The following is a 3,486-nucleotide window of genomic DNA, read 5'->3' on the forward strand; positions in this document are numbered from 1 at the left end:
CTCTGAACGCGCCGTGCATTGGGTGGGGGGCGGCTTATTTCTGGTGTTTGCGTTGCTGACTGGTTGGGAGTTGGCAGGATGAGGGATCAGCCAAATTCCTGTTCGATGATCCGCCATCGGGCAGTGATCACGCCTGGCTCTAGGCTGATGCGGCTGACGACAAGTTCTAGGGCTTGGTCGTCGCGGGTCTGGGTGACTAGCTCTGCTTCGACTTTGACCAGATCGGGCTTGTCCTCCAGGTCTTCGCTGTAGAGGGCGCGCAGTTTGAGATGGGTGGGAGCTATACCCTGCAGGAGCAAGGCGCGGATGTGGGCCTCTGCTTGGCTTTTGCAGACAAATGAACACTCATAGACCAGTTCCAGTTCTGTGCCTTTCAAAGGCTGCTGGTTGATGCGGTAGCCCAGTGGACGCAGCACAACGTTGGAGATCAACACAGCTGCGGCCCCAATGGCAGCTTGGGGAATGTACCCCGATCCGGCAAAGGCTCCCACCGCGGCTGCACACCAGATGGTGGCGGCGGTGTTCAGGCCACGGACGCTGGCTCCTTCCTTGAGGATCACGCCACCGGCCAAAAAGCCAATCCCCGATACCACTTGGGCCGCAATACGGGTCGGGCTGCTTTCATCAGGGGTGAGAACCGAGAGCATGACAAACAAAGCTGCACCCGTGGCCACCAGGGTATTGGTGCGCAAGCCGGCCATGCGCTGCCGCCACTGTCGCTCCAGGCCAATGAGGGATCCCAGGACAAAGGCAACGGCCAAACGCAAGGTGAAGTCAATCCAGGTCATGCTCCGGTTCTCGTGAAAGGGTAAAGTTTAGCCATCCTCATCTGGGATCCCAAGGGCAGTGGCTTCCTATTGCAAGGTTTGCCAGAGGGCTTCCAGTTGAGCAAAGGCGGATTCTGGGGCCAGCTTACCACCTGTTTCTAAAGCACAGGTTTTATGCCCACCCGATAGGCATACTGCTGCAGCCGTGACCGAAATTGAGCAGCAGCCAAGGGAGATAGAACTTTCAAGGTCATGGCACACCTCCTAAATGTTTGCTGTAACCCTTCGTTGGTCAAAGGACACCTCGTAAAAGTGCTCTGCGCCGCCGTCGCGATGGCCTTGTGGCGAGACTCTGAAAGGCTGATTTCTCAAGAAGGGCTGGATTATTCGTTCCTGGAACGCGCTTTGCCGGTGAGGTGCCCCCTGGATCCAGCGCCGGCGCAGCCCTAGAGCTCCACTTCAACCCCGACTAGCCAAGCCACCAGGGTGAAATACACCCAGAGGCCGGTGAAGTCTTTAATGGTGGTGATAAAAGGATCCGCTCCCGGAGCGTGGTCAAAGCCCAGCTTTAACATCGCCCAAGGCAAGATGGCGCCCAAGACAGCCCCCAAAGTGAGGACAATGGCCAGAGCCAAGCCCACCGCTAGACCCAATTGTGGGATCCCATTGGGTGCCCCCTGCCAGAAGTAGGCAATCACCCCAGCCGTGGCCCCCAGGATCGCACCGATAATGCCACCAATGCTGGCTTCCCGCAGCAAATAGGGGAGAAACTGCCGCACGTTGATGTGGCCCCAAGCCAAGCCACGGGCAAAGATGGTCGTAGATTGGGTGCCGACATTACCGCCCATATCCATGACCAAGGGGATGAAAACAGCCGCTGCCGTCACTGCTTGCAACACTTCCTCAAAGGTTTGGATCACTCCCCCCACCAACATGCCGCCAATCAAGGTGATGATTAAAAACGTGATGCGCAGGCGGACGGCATACCAACGGGAGCCTCTAACCAGGCGCTCGCTCCAAACCTTGTCTCGGCTGAGCAAGCTAGCCACCCCTGCCTGGGCCAGAGCAGCATCCGTAGCCTCTTCTTCCACCAAATTGATCACATCTTCAAAAGTGATGTCACCCACCAAGCGTCCTTCACTGTCGACCACCGGAATGGCCGGCAAGCCTGAATCCTTGAGCAAACGAGCTGCCTGGAGATCCCGGTCGGTAACCCGAGCAAAAATATCCGATCCCTCAATCAGCTCCCGAATGGGCAAATCCGGATCTGCTTTCACGAGGCGCACGGTGCGAACCAAACCTTTGTAGAACCGCTGATCGTCCACCACAAAAATCACATCCAGCTCATCGTCTCCCAGTTGAGAGTCCCGCACGCTGGCCAGAGCATCCCCGACGGTGAGGGTATCCCGTACCGACAAGTAGCGCAGGTTCATCAGCCGACCGGCACTGCGCTCTGGATAACCCAGCAAGATATTCACTGCTTCCCGAGCTTCTGGGCTGAGGTTGGCAATGAGGCGCTTGGTTACTTTGGCCGGCAGCTCCTCAAACAGACGCACCCGCTCATCCGGAGGTAAGGCTTCTACCAGCCGGATCACTTCTGGGCTTTCCATGCTGCGAATGAGATCGGCCTGCTCTTCGGGCCGCAGATACTCAAACACTGCAATGGCTCTGTCTTTTTCCAGCAAGCGGAAAGCCAAAGCCCGCTCCCGAGGTGAAATCTCCATCAACTGCTGCACCAGCTCGGCAATGGGAGCGCGGTTGGCCTCTCGCTTGGCGGCTTCCAAGGAAGCAGGGGTTAGGAGATCGCGAAGAATGTTGTGCCGCATGATAAACCTCCGAACGTTGGGGTCAGCTGGGATGAAGAGAACCAGGAGGTCAACAGCCAACCGGTGCTCCAAGGCTCACAGGGAAGCCCTGAAACCCTTGGATGGCCGCGCAGCAAGCCGTAGGTTTAGCGCCAGGCCTCCAAGCCCAGCTTGGATCGCAAGCGCCCAAGCCGATAAAAGGGACTCCAAGGGATCCCCAGGCCTGCGGAAACCCCAAAACCCACAACGGGAAAGTCAAGGGGAATCCCCTCGGAATTACTCCTGATCCCCCCTTTTCTGAACAGGGCTGTACAAACCCATTGCTCAGGTAAGGCTCTGCTCAGCTCATCTGTTCGTCGCCGACTGAGAGAGCCACCCAAGTCAAAAGCTAGCCGGGAAAACTCTCCCACCCCTTCGCGTTGGCGAAACGGGATCCTCTCAAGCGACGACAGAAGCTGTCAGCGGGGAAAAAGAAGACACCAGTAAGAGCCCGATCTTCAAGAACGTGCTTCTCGAAGACCATCCACTGGTGGCTGGCGCTACAACTACCGGAAGCGTCCATGCTGTTGAACGTTTTCCTCCAAAAAGGTTAACCGAAACAACCCGGACAGCCAGAAGAGGATCTCTTCAGCCCCCTTTAGGCTAGTTGAAGGAGTGGGATCCCGTCAACCCTTTTTCTCCAGCTCATCCGGTGAAAAATTGGTGGGGCAGCTGGAGGGGTAAGATCGGGGTGAGCAGCAATAGCCCCCTTGTGGTTCCTCTCGTCTCGACATTGCCCTCAGCCTGACTCAGCAGAGTCTACATCTCGGTGGCTTGCGACCTTGAGCAACCCACACCCTTCGCCGCCTCTGTTTTGTTAGTGGTTTTTGTTAGTGGTTTGTTGGTGGCCTTGCTTCAATGAGCTGCGCTTCCCA

General features: G+C 57.1%; 2 protein-coding genes. Both read right to left on the minus strand.

Translation table 11 applies throughout. The features are described from left to right. Positions 1-86: 86 nt before the first annotated feature. Positions 87-788, minus strand: a complete 702-nt coding sequence (locus NW860_RS11215) for an MgtC/SapB family protein (RefSeq protein WP_414514223.1) — start codon at positions 786-788, stop codon at positions 87-89. 425 nt (positions 789-1,213) lie between these two features. After that, the gene (mgtE, locus tag NW860_RS11220) at positions 1,214-2,593 is read right to left on the minus strand and encodes a magnesium transporter (protein WP_414514224.1); all 1,380 of its coding nucleotides are present in this window, start codon (positions 2,591-2,593) and stop codon (positions 1,214-1,216) included. Between the last annotated feature and the right edge of the window lie 893 nt (positions 2,594-3,486).

The organism is Synechococcus sp. F70.1 (assembly GCF_047502745.1).
In the GTDB taxonomy this organism is placed as follows: domain Bacteria; phylum Cyanobacteriota; class Cyanobacteriia; order Thermostichales; family Thermostichaceae; genus Thermostichus.

Excerpts from the sequence above, each read along its gene's own strand:
- NW860_RS11215 (WP_414514223.1), bottom strand. The coding sequence starts at position 788 with ATGACCTGGATTGACTTCACCTTGCGTTTGGCCGTTGCCTTTGTCCTG.
- mgtE (WP_414514224.1), bottom strand. The coding sequence starts at position 2,593 with ATGCGGCACAACATTCTTCGCGATCTCCTAACCCCTGCTTCCTTGGAA.